Here is a 14,664-nt window from a genome sequence, read left to right as displayed (position 1 = left end):
TGATAATGCAATCGTGTTTGTCTTTAGCGACATCAATTCCTACATAAATCATATAGGACCTCCCGAAAAATAGTATTGATACTGTTTTTGATCCACAGGGCTCCTTGCAATCGTAACCTACTTCTTGATAAACCGTCATGCGGTAACTAACTGATTAACAAATAAACAAAGAGACTGTGGTTGGAGCCTTCCAAAAACCGTCTATGCGGTAGGAGAATGAAACCAATCCACAGTATCTTAAATAGCATAGTCGAACCTATAGAAAAGGTAAAGAAAGACTATGACAATACTAATAGTAGGAGAAAGAATATGAAAAGATTTCATACAATCATGGCTGCATCTATTATGGCAGCTTCAATTATGGCATGCGGACAGGAGGCTGAACAGCCGGAGCAGCCTGAGACAGAAACGGTAGAGGAAGTGGAAAGTGCCGAAAATACCGATCCGGTAGATGATACGGATACAGCTGCCGATACGGCGGAAGAGTCAACAAAGGATGAGGCAAAAGATTCAGCTCTTGCCGCACCCACAGTAAAAGATGGTGTAAAGAAGCAGGGACCTGAAGGACAGGATGTATACTTTGAGTGGAATTCCGTTGACGGAGCCGATGGATATGAAATCTCTGTAAAGTCAAAGTACTGTGAAGAACAGGAATATACTGAGGATGCTTCAACCTATGAGACCACAGATAACTTCTATACTGTGGGAGCACAGGATGATTTCGATTTCCTTATTAAGGTAAGAGCTTATAAGGGCGAAGGAGCAAACAGAACTTTCAGTGAGTGGAGCAACGAAGCTAAAGGCGCTACTTACTGATAAAAAACGGATTGCAAATAAATCTTTGAATAGTTAAAATGGCAATAAAGCAGTTATCAATGATGATAGCTGCTTTTCTTATTGAAAATCTGAAACGGATAAAAATTTTACAGAAAGAAGGGATTATTACGAAGAAGTACATCAAATGGTTTGGCTTAAGTTTATTAGTTTTCTTGGTAAGTATTTTCCTGCATGAATGCGGTCATGGAATTGCTAACAGTATAGCAGGAATACCTTGTAGTACAGGTTTCAATAAGGTGGGCGATATATACAAATATCCGTCGGATAGTGATTTCAGAGCATACTATTCCACTACACAGGCAGTCTTGTTAGATTTCGGTGTTCCGTGTACGTTGCTTTTATGTGTTCTTGGTACATTGCTTTTTAAAAAGAATAAGAACAAGCTCATTCAATACATAGGAGCAGCACTTGCGACAGTAAACAGCCTATTACGATTTGTCCCTTGCACATGTGTATTACTCACACCTGTCTTTACAGGCAAAACTCATGTAGAAGATGAATATGAAACAGGACAGTTTCTTTGCCAAATGACCGGTAATAACTTTTTATTATATATTCCGGCGTTGGTATCTGAGGCAATCACACTACTCTGCATGATCGTCATACTTAGGGATGCGAAGAAAAAGAATGTCCAGCATGTTGCATTATACACATTTGTTTCATTCTCGGTTTTTTGCATTGGAATGGTAATAGCATTTATCATGGATGAACATTTTAGAATCAACTGGAACGCTATGTAAGTATATATATTGACTTAATCAATATGCTATTATAAGATGTTATTGCGGAAACGCATTAAAAAGCAATTATATATTCAACGGCAAAAAATCCGATTAACTCATTGAGTTAATCGGTTTTTTTTCTAACTTCAGAAATTGCTTCACTAATATCGCTTTCCGTCATTCCGACTTTTTCAGCCCATTCCTGAGTTTTCTCCATAAGATTATTATATTCATCCATATCTGGTTTATTTATAGTTTTAAACAATATACTTCCTCCTTTCACACCGGAATAATAATTTCCACCGTAGTTCCTCTTCCCGGATACGACTTAACATGCATCTCTGCGTTTTCCATTATGCGAAGCCGTTCTTCCACATTCTTTAAGCCATGCATTTCTGCTTCATAATCGGGATTATCTGTGATCTCATCTGTATCAAAACCTATTCCGTTGTCTTTTACCTCAATCTTGATATATCCGTTTCCGCGATGAGTGCTTATCTTTATGATGCCCTTGGTTCCCGGCGCAAGTTTTCTTATGCCGTGCCTTACTGCATTTTCAACGACAGGCTGCAGGGTAAGTGCAGGAAGCTCAAAGTCTTTTTCCCGTATGTCATACTCTACTTCAAAAGCATCCTCAAGCACAACCTTTTCAATCTCAAGAAAAGTCATTGTATGATCGAGCTCGTCCGAAAACAAGATCATCTCATCTTTTTCAGAAAAACCCTTATTACCTTTAATATATTCAGACAGCCATGAGACAAGATCTTTTGCCCTCTTGGGATCACGTTCGCACAGCTCCTTTGTATAATCAAGCGTTGTATAAATAAACTGCGGCCTGATCTGAGACAGCGCTATCTTATTTCTCAAATTGGACAGTTCGCTTTCTTTTGTACTTATCATCACCCGCTGATTCAATAAATTCTTGGAATTATCTTCTATTGCCTGAGCAAGCATAAGTAGCGCGCTCATAAGGCAGGCGAGATTATAAAGAGAATAGCCGTAAACAAACACCTGCAGCCCCGCCGCAAGAATCGGAACAAAGATAAAGCAGAACACCGCAATAAACCTGCGTTTTGTCACTTTCTTGCGCATATACGTAAGATACAAGATGCAGATTATGGCTTCAGACATATTGACCAGAGTCCACAAAGGAAATCCGGGACCTCTCTCATATAGATTCGTATCGGGATTAATTCTATAGATATATCCGCTCCCCTGCGAAAACATAAGCATAATCTCAGCACATATCGCGATAGCGGCTACTGCGTAGAAAATCGTGAAATCACTTTTTTCTTCATAAACAGAAAAGATCACATAGATTGAAACAAAAACAGGGATCACGGGATTTATCAAGAACGTCACAAAATTAGATGCAGTGACCATTCCATACGCAAATTCCCCCGGAACGCCTCTGTAGCACCAGGCCAGACCGTCAAACACCAGAACCAGTCCTACAGTCAGTTCCAGTATTGCAAGCGCCCTATACTCTTTCTTTATGATCGTGCGGCCCAAAAACAAATATACAGATGCCAGTATACAGAACAATGCGCCCCACAATTCCGCATCGGTGATCAAATATTTAAGTTCCACTCACTCATCTCCTTTTGACGGATTATAATATAATTATAGACATAAATTCACTAAATTTCATCTGCATTCTCTATGTATTTTCACTTTGCTTTTCTTTATGTTATACTTGCAGAAGTGTTTGATTCTAACACAATAACATTTATCAGGAGGAAAAAAATGGCACAGAATCCTATTGTTACAATCACAATGGAAAACGGTGATGTCATAAAGGCTGAACTCTATCCGGAGATTGCCCCCAACACAGTAAATAACTTTATTTCACTTATCAAAAAGAATTTCTACGACGGACTTATTTTCCACCGCGTAATAAAAGGCTTCATGCTTCAGGGCGGAGACCCGGAAGGAAGTGGAATGGGCGGCCCCGGATACGGAATCAAGGGTGAGTTTTCATCAAACGGATTTAAAAATGACTTAAAGCATACAGAGGGTGTTTTATCAATGGCAAGATCTATGATGCCCAACTCAGCAGGCTCACAGTTCTTTATCATGCACAAGACATCTCCTCACCTTGACGGAGACTACGCTGCATTCGGTAAGGTTACGGAAGGCCTCGAGGTTGTAAACAAGATTGCCGAGACTGAGACAGACTGGAACGACCGTCCCACAACACCTCAGGTTATGAAGACAGTTACAGTAGAGACTTTCGGAGTAGATTATCCCGAACCAGAAAAAGCATGACATCTTAAATGAAAAAGCCTTGACTATGTGAAGAATCTTCCATAATCAAGGCTTTTATTATTCCATTTTTTTAAATATCTGTATTTCTGATATCTTACCACTCAGGTGATATGGACACCGCGTGGTTATATCCGTCAGAACCGGTTGCAAGGGTAACAACTATTCTCTTATCTTCCATAAGGAACAGACAGTTGTTATATACCGTGTTTGCGTCAAGTCTTATCTCCATTGTTCCGTCTTTTGTCTGAAGGAAAAGAGTGCTCTCATTGGTCTTACTCTTGATCTTACCGTTTACGGTAGCTTTTGATCTTTCATCAACAGAAACTGTAGGTGATGACGTATCGCTCTCATTTACAATCTTTGAAGCATGGTTCCAGGAATCATTACCTCTGTAGAAATATACCGTATACTTCTGTCCGGGGAAAACAACTCTTCCTTCCGAAGCATCTGTATTACTGTCGATCACAAACTCCATCCTGCCTTCGGAAGTCTTGAGTACAAGCTTACTTGAAGTAGTCTGCCCCGATATTGTTCCTCTGACTCCTGTTCCATACTTTTCAACATTTGCAGTGGATAAAGCGCTTGTCTGCTTATCTTTTACAGACAAAGCATGCATATATGCATCAGATCCTCTTGCGCAGTTTACCTCGATTTCTCTACCGACCAAAATGCACTTAACTCCGCTTAAATCGGTTTCGTTATCAAGCTTGATCTCCATTGTTCCGTCACCGGTCTTAAGTAATATCTTCTCTCTTGTTGTTCCCTTTGCTATCTTACCCTTTACAGTAGTGGACTTGGCAGAATCTACTTCAGCTTTTCCGGGCTTTACCTCGCTTTTGATTGAAGTTGCGTGCCAGTACCCGTCGCTTCCCGTAGAACAAGTAACCGTAACCTTTGTTCCGGGGAAGAAAAACTTTGCCTCACTGTTATCTGTCGAATCATCGATCTTAATCTCTACTGTTCCGCCGGAGGTAGAAAGATACATCTTCTCAGCCGTCGTTCTGTCGTCAATCTTACCTGTAAAAGTCATCTCAGATGCCTTTGAATCCACAGGAAAAACAAGCGCTCCGGCCACTATGACAACAATCGTCAACGCAACACCCAAGATAGCCGATATGCTTTTTTTCATATTTTCTTATCCCCTTTCGCAATACTTTTTCACACAAAATATACCAAATTACAGATACATTATACATCATCTTGTACACATATGTGTGTTTCTTTTATTAAAAAAAGTGTTTTTCAACTAAAATATGCAAGATTTTCTAATTAATTAAACTAAGGAAACGCTTTAATCCGCGTTTCCCTACAAAAAGTCCATATAAAATCAGAATCACCACTGTTTTACGGGCTGCGGTGCTCCTTCTCCGCCCTGACCGCCTGTTGCACCTTCCTGTCCTTCTTTCTCTTGAGCTTTCTTCTCACCGTCGGCGCTTTGCTGGGCTTCCTGTCGCTCTTTCATAGCACCTTCTTTACTCTTTTGGAGCTCATCCTGCTGCCGCTTCTCTTTTGAACTGCTCTTGTTATCGTCGTTTGAAGAATCTTCATTTTCCTGTTCGGAAGACTCTTCGTTATCCTGCTGATCGTCGTCTGAATTTTCAGGATCCTTGAGCTTCTCAAGCATTTTATCAATGTCCTCTTTGAGTTGCTGGGCATCGGCATCCCTAAAGTTATCGCCTTCTTCAACCGCCCATCCGTTCTCAAGAAGAACATCCCTTGCCTTATAAAGAACGTAAATAGCCGTATCAATCTTATCCTGGCTTGAAAGGTCCGAAAAATCTATCGTATAGCAAAGCGAAAGAGCAAGATTTATCCTTATAGAACACTCTTTTTCCTCGGGAGGATACATTTTGAGCGCTTCAGTAAAGTAGCTTGCAGCCTCCGAGTAGCATTCCTGCTTGTAATACGCATCTCCGAGATTGTAGAAAGGAGTGTAACTCTCAGGGAAGTTCAGAAGCAAAAGTTTTTCCTCAAGCTTAGTATCATAGTTCCCTGCGTTAAATCTTTTTACAAAAACCTTGTTAACCAAAACCCTTGTAACTATCGAAGCACCTGCGATGCAGATAATAAGTGAAAATACCAACAAAAAGATATATCTAAGAGGTGTTTTTTTCATACTCATAACCTCCCTTTTATGCTAAATATGCACAGTTCCGCAATAAGTGCCAAAACGAGCGGTATGGCAAACCAGAAGTAAAGATCGACATACTTCTCCATTCCGTCCTCTTTCTCGGTTATGGTCTTTGAGGTCTCTTTTATCACATTTATCGTATTGTTGAGCCCTTTGCTTCCGCTGTTCATATTGTGATATTCAACCCCGAGATTGCCCGCAATGCTCTTAAGATTTTCCTCGTTGAGGTAAGATACGGCTTCTTTCCCCTCGGCATCGTCGTAGATGTACGTATTGTCAATCTTCATCTTTCCACCGTTTACAGAGCCGTATCCGAGAACCGCACCAGAATCCACATATTGCTTCAAAGCCTCATAAGACGTAAGCTCATTGCCGTTTGTGATCTCACCGTCGCTCATGAACAGAACTATGCTTTTCCTGTTTTCCTTTCTTGAAGAAGAAAGAAGCAGAGACTCAAGATCCTTGTAGGGTAAAGACATATCGCTTCCGCCCGCGTATTCATATCCGGGAGGCGCAAGCGTATCCAAAAGAGTCTTGACATGCTCCATATCCTGTGTGCACGGTGAAATAACGTGAGACTGATCGTCAAACGTCACAAGTGCAAAGTTACTACCCGCAAGTTCATCTATGATCTGCTTTGCATCCTTCTTTACACCGTCTATCCTGTTGCCGGCGTAATAATCTTCCGCCCACATACTTATCGTTGTATCCACAACAAAGATAACATCGAGATTCCTTGTGGAAAACTCGTATTCCTCATCCGCAGTCATGGGTCTCAACCCGATAATAAGCACCAGGATGTATATAATTCCGAGCCTAAGCACGGTAAATATTTTGTCTTTTCTTTCGACACTCGTTCTGACAACTCCCCAGACCGTAATTGCGATCAATACCGCAAAGATTATGAGGAGGAACGCTATCGGTAAAATAGGTCTTATAATCATTTTTGCAACACCCATCCTGCTCCGCAGAACACGACAATTCCCAAAAGAAGCATTATAAACGCAGCTTCCGGTATATCAACATTTTCTCTTGATGAAACGACTTTTACCATCATCGCTTCCTGCTTCTGGATATCCTGAACAATCTCTGAAACAGGATGCTCGTCCGTTCTTACATAAAACTTTCCGCCGGTATTCTCAACGGCGCTCTGAAATTCCGAAGAGCATGTCCTGTAGCTGTATTCCTCAGGCAGATAGAACTTATCCTCCGAAGGGAAAATTCCAAATACTGTAGTCTTATTATTCTTACACGCCTCTGATGCGTCCTTAAGATTCATTATCTCAGGATAGTACGAATTAAGCTCGTTATCTGTACACATGATGATAACGCGGGTTCTGTCCGATTCTCCTAAATAAGGAAAAGAATAAAGTGCAGAGCCAAGTCCTTCTCCTATGAGCGACGATCCCTTTGTGTCTGAGCGGTACAAAGTTCCCGCCTCGTAATAAGAAAGCTTCTCATCCAGCTCATAGAACCTCTCTTTTTCCTCTTCTGTCATATCCGTAAGATACTGGTACTTGTTGTAAAAATTGTCGTACATATCCTTCTGAAGCTTGAAATACTCATCAAGCTCATCGAGCTTTTGCACAACATAATCATAATCATCCGTAAGAGGAACATATGTAACAGATGAAGTATTAAAAATGCTCACTCCTATCCTGTCGCCTTCAAGTCCCTTTACCACGCCTTTTATATATTCTGTAATCTCTGAGTTGAGGTCATAGAGCGAATATGATACGTCAAGGCAGATTATGATATCTCTTTTCTTCACACCGTTGACAACTTCTTTTGACTTAAACGGTCTTGAAATAAGAATAAAAGACGAAAGCAAACATATTATAAGTCCCGCTATCAGAACTGTCCTGATTATGCGGTACTGTTTAAACAACTCAATATATAACTCGCTGGATCTGATTCTCTGGGTATTGGCGGCTCGTAGCCCACCGTTAAATTCATTCGTTATCTTCTTGCTGTATTTATAAAGCCAAAAACATATTCCGGCGATTACCAAGACTCCCAAAACGATGACCCATTTATGCATTATGTCCATGTTCTGATCACTCCCATTGCCGTTTCACAGGATTCCGAAAGTTCCTTGGATATCGGTCTTCCGTCCTCCGCAAATTCCGGAACGTAATATTCTTCCATAAGCTTATCCAAATGCTTGATACCAAGTTTTTTTACATCACGGATAGTCGCCGTTTCAACATTGATTCCCGTAACATCGTGTATAAACCCTCTGATCAAAAGACTGAGCCTCTGAAATCCTTCTCTCTGGCTCACCTTGCCGTTTTTGTAATCATTCTTAAGCATCTGGATCTGCGCGATATACTTTTGTTTCATTATGTACTGATAACCGCTACTGATGCTGAAACGATTTTCTTTTTTAGCAGAAGGATCGCTCTGGTTTCTCTCTATTCCAAGTATTCTTAAAAGCACCCAAACAAACACAAAAAGAAAGGCCGCAAAAATAACGATTCCGACCAGCAAAACCCAAATACTATATTCAAATGGTGGTCTTAATGTAACCGTAGTTTCCATGTCTGTGCCTTTCAAATAAAACTATTGTCTTATCGATTATCTCATCCGAACCCGAAAGCGAGATAACCGATGTTCTGCTCTGCTTACTGCTGCTTGCTATGCTGTTTGCCGCAGCCTCCCTGTACTCAAGCTCCTGCTTTCTGAGTTTTTCATTATGAGAAAGAAACCATTTCTCATAGTGCCCAAGTTCATTGTCAAACACGTTATCCCCTGTCAGCATGGCGTCTTCAATGCACATAGCCATAAGGTCGTTGTTGCAGGCAACCGCCTTGAGCGTACTCTCACTGACTGATGTGAGCCCCTCAATATCGGTAATAAGAATAACGATCATCCTCTTGTGTACGCAGTTAAGGACGTTTTTTATGCACTGTTCAAAAGAAATATCGCTGTCCTTATCAATATACTTCTCATACTCGTAAATGAGTCTCTCGATATGCTCGGTTCCCGCCTTGAACATACTGATCTCCGACGTATCTCCTTTTGGAAATGCCACCGAAAAATCAGCTCCGTTCTTATCTGTAAGATATGCGACCGTTCCGAAAGTAAGAAGCGCAACTTCTTTCTTGGACTCACCTCGCGGAGTATCGCCCGTCATTTTCTTGCCGCAGTCGCACACAAACATTACATTGTGCCTTCTGTCGGTCATATACCTTCTTACCAGCGTCTTTCCCATTCTTGAGGAAGACTTCCAGTCGATATCGTGAACCTCATCGCCGAGTGCATACTCTTTAAGATCTTCAAACTCCATACTTCTTCCCTTATGAATGGAGTGAAAATCACCGTCCAGAATATTTGAAGTTTTTTTGTTTGTATAAAGAGCTACCGCTCTCCTTATCTTAGATAAGTATTCGTAATCAATATTCATAGCCGCACTCTATCACGGAGTCTTAACAGAATTTACGATTCCGTCAATTACCGTCTCAACAGAAATATTGTCTGCAACAGCCGAATAGTTAAGACCGATCCTGTGTCTTAATACCTGATGTCTTACTACCTTTACATCCTCAGGTGTTACGTAAGTTCTTCCCATCATAAGAGCCGCAGCCTTAGCCATCTTAAGGAACGCAATAGATGCACGCGGGCTTACACCGATTCTCACGTATTTGCCAAGTTCAAATCCGGGTATCTGGTTTGCTCTTCTGCTGGCAACAACAATACTTGAAATGTACCACTTCACTGCTTCGTCAACATATACCTGATCAGCAATGTCCTGAACTTTATTTATATCCTGAATTGTAAGTACCGGATCTGTTTTCTCCGATATTACTCCGGATTCTATTCTCTTCAAAATCTCTACTTCCTCAGCGGCTGTAGGATATGTAATAACCTCTTTTATCAAAAATCTGTCCGTCTGCGCCTCAGAAAGAGGATATGTTCCCTCCTGCTCAATAGGGTTCTGAGTTGCAATGACAATAAAAATGTCCTCCGGCATGTTGTAAGTCTTTCCGCCGATAGTAACATGTTTCTCCTGCATGGCTTCGAGCATTGCAGACTGAGTCTTTGCACTTGAACGGTTGACCTCATCAAGGAGGACAAAATTGGCAAATACAGGTCCAAGCATAGTCTCGAACTTGCAAGTTGCCTGATTATAGATTTGTGTTCCGATGATATCTGCCGGAAGAAGATCTGGAGTACACTGAATTCTCGCAAACTTTCCGTCTACGGCATCAGAAATAGCCTTAGCCGCAGTAGTCTTCGCAAGACCGGGAACGGACTCTATAAGAATATGTCCGTCCGCCAGAATAGATGCGATAAGAGAAAATTTAAGCTGTTTCTGTCCGACTACTTTCTCATCAAAGTAATCGGACATTTTTCTGATAACTTCCTGTGAATAAGCAAAGTCAATTTCATTTATATTATTCTTTGAAGGAGTCTTTCTTGAAAGCTCCTCAGTAGTGTTGTTATGTACATTTTCGTCCATCACTATACTCCCCTTTTATTATTTTATGATTGTCGCAAGATTACGCATTATACCTGCCGCAATATCAGGCTTGTTCATTGAATAAACATGTATGTGGCTAACCCCGTTAGAAATGAGATCTATTATCTGATCGCAAGCATAGATTATACCTGCCTCTTTCATCTTCTCAGGGTCATCAGCGAACCTATCAACCATTATCTTCATCTTCTGCGGAATGGTTGAACCTGAAAGAGCTACACTTCTTGCCACCTGTCTTGCATTGGTTATCGGCATGATGCCCGGAAGAACCGGAACTTCAATGCCTTTTTCCCTGATCCTGTAAAGGAACTGGTACAACGTAGAGTTGTCAAAAAACATCTGGGTTGTAAGGAAATCACATCCCGCATCCACTTTTTCTTTCAGATGGATGATATCCTCAGATTGTCTTGCACACTCTACATGTCCTTCGGGATAGCACGCTCCGCCGATACATATATTTTCATCAAGCGACTTAATATCACTTATAAGCTGTGTCGCATGATCGTAATCATAGCAAACTCGTCCTTCTTTCGGAATGTCCCCCCTAAGTGCCATGATATTCTCGATTCCTTTTTCCTTGTAAACGGAAATCATGGCCTTAACATCCTCTTTTGTAGACGATACACATGTAAGATGTGACAGCACGGTAACTCCGTACTTGTCCTGAAGATCGGCCGAAATATTGGCCGTATTCTTACTTGTTCCGCCGCCTGCTCCGTAAGTAACGCTCATAAAGTCAGGCTTAAGTGCAGCAATCTCTGCCGAAGCCTTCTCGACATCAGCGTACTTATCATCTGTCTTTGGCGGAAAAACTTCAAAAGACAAAGTCACATCTTTACTGTTTAATATGTCTTTTATTTTCATATTGTCTCCGATCGGTATCAAACATTGATCTCAGCTGTAAGTCCGAGGTCTTCCTTGTTTGCTTCCAATATAGGTTTAACAACTTCAGCAAGGAACTTATCTACCTGATGCGCACTGCATCCAACGTACTTTGTAGGATCCATTGATGCTTTGAGTTCCTCGATTGTAAGAGGGAATGCGGGATCTTCAGCAATAAGTTCAAGAAGATTATTGTCTTTTCCCTCAACCTTGACAGTCTTACCTGCTTCCATAGAGAGCTCACGGATCTTCTCATGAAGTTCCTGTCTGTCTCCGCCTGCCTTAACAGCATCCATCATGATGTTCTCTGTAGCCATGAAAGGAAGCTCAGACATAAGGCGCTTCTCAATAACCTTAGGGTAAACAACAAGACCGTCAACTACATTTATACATAAATCAAGTATACCATCTGTTGCAAGGAATCCCTCAGGAATTGAAATTCTTTTATTTGCAGAATCGTCGAGAGTTCTCTCAAACCACTGTGAAACCTCAGTGATAGCGGGATTGAGAGTATCGATGATCACGTACCTTGCAAGTGAGCAGATTCTTTCGCTTCTCATAGGATTTCTCTTGTATGCCATTGCAGATGAACCGATCTGGCTCTTCTCAAAAGGCTCTTCAACTTCCTTAAGGTGCTGAAGAAGTCTGATATCCTGTGCCATCTTTGTTGCAGAAGAAGCGATTCCTGCAAGTACGTTAAGTACCTTCATGTCAATCTTACGGCTGTATGTCTGACCTGAAACTGCCATGCAGCCCTTGAATCCAAGCTTTTCTGCAAGCATGGGATCAAGCTTATCAACCTTTGAAAGGTCTCCGTCAAAGAGTTCAAGGAAAGAAGCCTGTGTTCCTGTTGTTCCCTTTGAACCTAAAAGTTTCATATTATCAAGAACATAATCGAGGTCCTCAAGATCGATCGTGAAATCCTGAAGCCAGAGTGTTGCTCTTTTTCCTACTGTTGTAGGCTGTGCAGGCTGGAAATGAGTAAAGCCGAGTGTAGGCTGTGCCTTATATTCCTCCGCAAACTTTGATAGCTCTGCGATAACGTTAACGAGCTTCTTTCTTACAAGCTTAAGTCCCTCAGTCATTACGATGATATCTGTGTTATCACCAACGTAGCAGCTTGTTGCGCCAAGGTGGATAATTCCCTTAGCCTTGGGGCACTGCTGGCCGTATGCGTAAACATGGCTCATTACATCGTGACGAACTTCTTTTTCTCTTGCCTTTGCAACATCATAGTTTATGTCATCCTTGTGAGCCTTAAGCTCATCGATCTGCTCCTGAGTGATGTTAAGTCCAAGGTCTTTCTCAATCTCAGCAAGAGCGATCCAAAGCTTTCTCCATGTCTTGAACTTCATATCCTGTGAAAAGATATATTGCATTTCTTTACTTGCATAACGCTCCGATAAGGGGCTTGTATAACGATCTGTACTCATTTCATTCCTCCTGAAACTATATCTGTATTACTGACACTATAATATGTCGAGTTTTTTACTTTTCAAATTCTCCTCTGATATCCTCAGTAGGTGGTGTAACGGGATAATTACCTGTAAAGCATCCCTTACAGATGCCGAGGTTTCCGCCAACCATCTCTTCAAGTCTCTCTATTCCGAGATAAGCGAGTGAATCGGCACCGATTATCTTACAGATATCGTCGACATTTCTATTATAAGCTATAAGCTGATCTCTTGCAGGAACATCGGTTCCAAAATAGCATGGCCACAGGAACGGAGGTGAACTTACTCTCATATGAACTTCTTTTGCACCCGCATCGCGAAGCATTCTTACAATTCGGTCTGAGGTTGTTCCTCTTACGATCGAGTCGTCGATCATAATGATTCTTTTGCCCTCAACCGCGCTTCCAAGTGCATTTAACTTAACCTGAACGCTTGATTCTCTGTTCTTTTGCTTGGGCTTAATGAATGTTCTTCCTATATAAGAGTTTTTTACAAAAGCCTGACCATATGGTATTCCCGACTGCATGGCATATCCAAGTGCCGCAACATTTCCGGACTCGGGAACGCCTACTACAAGATCCGCATCTATGGGTGAATCCATAGCAAGGAATCTTCCCGCAGCTATTCTGGCATCATATACGCTGATGTTGTCGATAGTACTGTCAGGACGTGCAAAATAAATATATTCAAAAATACATCTCGCATGTTTTTCCTTAGGGATACACATGCTCTTGTCGGACTGAATTCCAAACTCGGGAGAAATCGTAACTATCTCACCGGGCTCTACATCACGGATAAATGTCGCACCTACCGTATCAAGCGCACATGTCTCGGAAGCAAGGATATAACAGTTCTCTCTTCTTCCTATAACAAGTGGCTTAAATCCGTAAGGATCTCTTGCTCCGATAAGTTTTCTGGGTGACATAATAACAAGGCTGTATGCTCCCTTTATCTTGAGCATAGCCTTTCCGACTGCCTCTTCTACAGACTTTGTCGCAAGTCTCTCTCTGGCAATATGATATGCAATTACTTCCGAATCGATTGTTGTCTGAAAAATCGCACCTGTGTATTCGAGCTCATGACGAAGCTCCGGTGCATTGACAAGGTTACCGTTATGTGCAAGTGCCAAGGTGCCTTTTACGTAGTTTAGAACAAGCGGCTGCGCATTCTCACGTGTGCTGCTGCCTGCTGTTGAGTATCTGACATGACCTACTCCGATGTCTCCCTTTAAAGTGTCCAATATCTCCGGGGTAAAAGCTTCATTTACAAGTCCCATATCCTTATGGCTTGTCACTTTTCCCTTCGGTCCGTTCGTGTCGCTAACGGCAATACCGCAGCTTTCCTGTCCTCTGTGCTGAAGTGAAACGAGTCCGTAGTAGATAGATCCGGCTACATCACCACCGTCAAAATCATACATACCAAAAACTCCGCATTCTTCACCAAGACGCTTGTAATTCTCAGTCCTACCTTCGTAATTCATTTGTTCTCCTTGTTTTTAAAGAAAAAAATAACCTCAAACACCGAACATTTTAACATTATATCAAGCCCGATTCAATCAGAACTTATTGGCTGTATATTGGTGCGATAGCAACAGAAGAATATTGGCTGGTTATCGGCTCGATGGCAACAGAAGAATATTGGCTGGTTATCGGCTCGATGGCATCAGGGAATATTTGCTAAATTTGTGCTATGATTTGTGTCTTCAACATCGTGGCGATATACAAATATATATCGGATTACTTCCTCAATCTCTGCACAGTGCGTAAATTGTAAAATGCACCGTACATTTCACTCGCTTCTCATCTGTACGGTGCCTAAATTGAAATACGCACCGTACACTTCACTCGCTTCTCATCTGTACGGTGCCTAAATTGAAATACGCACCGTACA

15 protein-coding genes are annotated in these 14,664 nt (G+C 41.6%); 3 read left to right on the top strand and 12 right to left on the bottom strand.

Annotated features, from left to right (window positions below; translation table 11 throughout):
• Nucleotides 1–309: 309 nt before the first annotated feature.
• Together DL92_RS0106715 and DL92_RS0106710 are read left to right on the top strand one after the other, a co-directional pair.
• The gene (locus DL92_RS0106715; RefSeq protein WP_026656919.1) at nt 310–816 is read left to right on the top strand and encodes a hypothetical protein; all 507 of its coding nucleotides are present in this window, start codon (nt 310–312) and stop codon (nt 814–816) included.
• A gap of 38 nt (nt 817–854) precedes the next feature.
• Complete coding sequence (locus DL92_RS0106710; RefSeq protein ID WP_155833794.1) at nt 855–1,577, top strand: hypothetical protein; 723 nt, start codon at nt 855–857, stop codon at nt 1,575–1,577.
• Nucleotides 1,578–1,683: 106 nt separating this feature from the next.
• Here the strand turns inward: DL92_RS0106710 and DL92_RS20995 are convergent, their stop codons facing one another.
• Nucleotides 1,684–1,824, bottom strand: coding sequence for a hypothetical protein (locus tag DL92_RS20995; protein ID WP_155841058.1), 141 nt, complete (start codon nt 1,822–1,824; stop codon nt 1,684–1,686).
• Between the two features lie 14 nt (nt 1,825–1,838).
• Nucleotides 1,839–3,149, bottom strand: a complete 1,311-nt coding sequence (locus DL92_RS20150) for a sensor histidine kinase (protein ID WP_051199130.1) — start codon at nt 3,147–3,149, stop codon at nt 1,839–1,841.
• A 156-nt stretch (nt 3,150–3,305) separates the two neighbouring features.
• Here DL92_RS20150 and DL92_RS0106695 point away from each other — a divergent pair, with 156 nt between their 5' ends.
• Entirely contained in the window at nt 3,306–3,827 is a 522-nt protein-coding gene (locus DL92_RS0106695) for a peptidylprolyl isomerase (RefSeq protein ID WP_026656916.1), read from the top strand.
• Between the two features lie 94 nt (nt 3,828–3,921).
• Here DL92_RS0106695 and DL92_RS0106690 read toward each other — a convergent pair whose 3' ends face one another.
• The 10 genes from DL92_RS0106690 to purF form a co-directional block, all read right to left on the bottom strand.
• Complete coding sequence (locus DL92_RS0106690) at nt 3,922–4,956, bottom strand: hypothetical protein (protein WP_026656915.1); 1,035 nt, start codon at nt 4,954–4,956, stop codon at nt 3,922–3,924.
• Nucleotides 4,957–5,160: 204 nt separating this feature from the next.
• Nucleotides 5,161–5,943, bottom strand: a complete 783-nt coding sequence (locus tag DL92_RS0106685) for a tetratricopeptide repeat protein (protein ID WP_026667257.1) — start codon at nt 5,941–5,943, stop codon at nt 5,161–5,163.
• 2 nt (nt 5,944–5,945) lie between these two features.
• Complete coding sequence (locus DL92_RS0106680) at nt 5,946–6,902, bottom strand: vWA domain-containing protein (RefSeq protein WP_196803771.1); 957 nt, start codon at nt 6,900–6,902, stop codon at nt 5,946–5,948.
• A complete protein-coding gene (locus DL92_RS0106675; RefSeq protein ID WP_026667256.1) occupies nt 6,899–8,008 on the bottom strand; it encodes a vWA domain-containing protein in 1,110 nt (369 codons plus the stop codon). Before DL92_RS0106675 ends, DL92_RS0106680 begins: the two co-directional genes overlap by 4 nt.
• On the bottom strand, nt 7,999–8,499 hold the full coding sequence (locus DL92_RS0106670) for a hypothetical protein (protein ID WP_026667255.1): 501 nt from the start codon (nt 8,497–8,499) through the stop codon (nt 7,999–8,001). Before DL92_RS0106670 ends, DL92_RS0106675 begins: the two co-directional genes overlap by 10 nt.
• A complete protein-coding gene (locus tag DL92_RS0106665; protein WP_026667254.1) occupies nt 8,465–9,364 on the bottom strand; it encodes a DUF58 domain-containing protein in 900 nt (299 codons plus the stop codon). Before DL92_RS0106665 ends, DL92_RS0106670 begins: the two co-directional genes overlap by 35 nt.
• 12 nt (nt 9,365–9,376) lie before the next feature.
• Nucleotides 9,377–10,420 carry an AAA family ATPase gene (locus DL92_RS0106660; RefSeq protein ID WP_081811951.1) on the bottom strand — a complete coding sequence of 348 codons (1,044 nt, stop codon included), beginning with the start codon at nt 10,418–10,420 and terminating at the stop codon, nt 9,377–9,379.
• Nucleotides 10,421–10,438: 18 nt separating this feature from the next.
• Complete coding sequence (gene metF, locus DL92_RS0106655) at nt 10,439–11,302, bottom strand: methylenetetrahydrofolate reductase [NAD(P)H] (protein WP_026667253.1); 864 nt, start codon at nt 11,300–11,302, stop codon at nt 10,439–10,441.
• 17 nt (nt 11,303–11,319) lie between these two features.
• A complete protein-coding gene (gene purB / locus DL92_RS0106650; RefSeq protein ID WP_026656905.1) occupies nt 11,320–12,753 on the bottom strand; it encodes an adenylosuccinate lyase in 1,434 nt (477 codons plus the stop codon).
• Between the two features lie 55 nt (nt 12,754–12,808).
• The gene (gene purF, locus DL92_RS0106645; protein WP_026656904.1) at nt 12,809–14,254 is read right to left on the bottom strand and encodes an amidophosphoribosyltransferase; all 1,446 of its coding nucleotides are present in this window, start codon (nt 14,252–14,254) and stop codon (nt 12,809–12,811) included.
• Nucleotides 14,255–14,664 lie beyond the last annotated feature (410 nt).

Origin of the sequence: Butyrivibrio sp. AE2005, assembly GCF_000686965.1 — a bacterium.
Classification (GTDB): Bacteria; Bacillota; Clostridia; order Lachnospirales; family Lachnospiraceae; genus Butyrivibrio; species Butyrivibrio hungatei_A.
Note: the sequence above shows the minus strand (reverse complement) of the source record. Positions and strands in the feature narration are given on the sequence as shown.

Excerpts from the sequence above, each read along its gene's own strand:
- DL92_RS0106715 (WP_026656919.1), top strand. The coding sequence starts at position 310 with ATGAAAAGATTTCATACAATCATGGCTGCATCTATTATGGCAGCTTCA.
- DL92_RS0106710 (WP_155833794.1), top strand. The coding sequence starts at position 855 with ATGGCAATAAAGCAGTTATCAATGATGATAGCTGCTTTTCTTATTGAA.
- DL92_RS0106695 (WP_026656916.1), top strand. The coding sequence starts at position 3,306 with ATGGCACAGAATCCTATTGTTACAATCACAATGGAAAACGGTGATGTC.
- DL92_RS0106690 (WP_026656915.1), bottom strand. The coding sequence starts at position 4,956 with ATGAAAAAAAGCATATCGGCTATCTTGGGTGTTGCGTTGACGATTGTT.
- DL92_RS0106685 (WP_026667257.1), bottom strand. The coding sequence starts at position 5,943 with ATGAAAAAAACACCTCTTAGATATATCTTTTTGTTGGTATTTTCACTT.
- DL92_RS0106680 (WP_196803771.1), bottom strand. The coding sequence starts at position 6,902 with ATGATTATAAGACCTATTTTACCGATAGCGTTCCTCCTCATAATCTTT.
- DL92_RS0106675 (WP_026667256.1), bottom strand. The coding sequence starts at position 8,008 with ATGGACATAATGCATAAATGGGTCATCGTTTTGGGAGTCTTGGTAATC.
- DL92_RS0106670 (WP_026667255.1), bottom strand. The coding sequence starts at position 8,499 with ATGGAAACTACGGTTACATTAAGACCACCATTTGAATATAGTATTTGG.
- DL92_RS0106665 (WP_026667254.1), bottom strand. The coding sequence starts at position 9,364 with ATGAATATTGATTACGAATACTTATCTAAGATAAGGAGAGCGGTAGCT.
- DL92_RS0106660 (WP_081811951.1), bottom strand. The coding sequence starts at position 10,420 with ATGGACGAAAATGTACATAACAACACTACTGAGGAGCTTTCAAGAAAG.
- metF (WP_026667253.1), bottom strand. The coding sequence starts at position 11,302 with ATGAAAATAAAAGACATATTAAACAGTAAAGATGTGACTTTGTCTTTT.
- purB (WP_026656905.1), bottom strand. The coding sequence starts at position 12,753 with ATGAGTACAGATCGTTATACAAGCCCCTTATCGGAGCGTTATGCAAGT.
- purF (WP_026656904.1), bottom strand. The coding sequence starts at position 14,254 with ATGAATTACGAAGGTAGGACTGAGAATTACAAGCGTCTTGGTGAAGAA.